This window comes from Seohaeicola saemankumensis (genome assembly GCF_021021435.1).
In the GTDB taxonomy this organism is placed as follows: domain Bacteria; phylum Pseudomonadota; class Alphaproteobacteria; order Rhodobacterales; family Rhodobacteraceae; genus Seohaeicola.
In genome coordinates this window covers 1-885 of record NZ_JAINWI010000065.1, presented here as the reverse complement: position 1 = coordinate 885, position 885 = coordinate 1, and the positions used below count along the sequence as shown (strand labels likewise).

Sequence of the window (885 nt, the reverse complement as noted above, 5' to 3'; positions counted from 1 at the left end):
CATCCCACGATGCGATCAGCGAATGTGTCGATGACGAAGGCCACATAGACAAAGCCCTTCCATGTCGACACGTATGTAAAATCGCTGACCCACAACAGGTTCGGCGCTGGTGCCCGGAACACGCGGTTCACCTTGTCACGCGGACAAGGGGCTGACGTGTCAGGAACAGTCGTCCTGACCACCTTTCCGCGCACAGCACCTCGAATGCCGATCTGTTTCATCAGGCGCTCCACGGTGCAACGCGCGAGTTCAAAGCCCTCGCGCTTGAGCTGATGCCATGCCTTGCGCACCCCGTAGACCTGATAATTCTCATCCCAGACACGCTTGATTTCCGGGCGCAGCTCCGTATCCCGCTGATGCCGTGCCGAAGCTTTAGACGGATCAGCGAGGCATGCCAGACGGTGATAGTAAGTTGACGGCGCGATCGGCAACACCCTGCAGATCGACTCGACACCGTAAACAGCCCTTTGATCGTTAATGAAGCCGATCATCGCTTGAGTGGGCGGTCGAGTTCCGTCCCGCTGCGCGGCAGTCGCCGCTTGCGGCGATGAGAGCGGGCGCAAAATAAGCTGACGCCTTGCGGAGAATTTCATTCGCCTGGCGCAGCTCACGGTTTTCCCGTTCCAGCGTCTTGATGCGCTCACGTTCTTCGGTTGTCACGCCGTCGCGCATGCCGCTGTCCTTCTCGGCCTGCTTGACCCATCCGCTCAAAGTCTGGGGAATACAGCCGATCTTGGGTGCAATGGCCGCAATCGCGCCCGCCTGCGTTTCGTATGAACCTTGATGCTCAAACACCATCCGGACCGCACGTGCGCGGACCTCAGGCGATTAGCGATTTGCCATTTTGCTTTTTGTCATAACCATCATCCTTACTTAAGTTGATGG

At 57.7% G+C, this 885-nt stretch carries 1 pseudogene and 1 other annotated feature; the pseudogene reads right to left on the bottom strand.

Annotated elements, in window-relative coordinates:
- Positions 1–798, bottom strand: a pseudogene (locus K7H22_RS19975) (IS3 family transposase); the annotation flags it as partial.
- Positions 417–528, bottom strand: a sequence feature (AL1L pseudoknot). Its footprint overlaps the pseudogene before it by 112 nt.
- Positions 799–885: the final 87 nt, after the last annotated feature.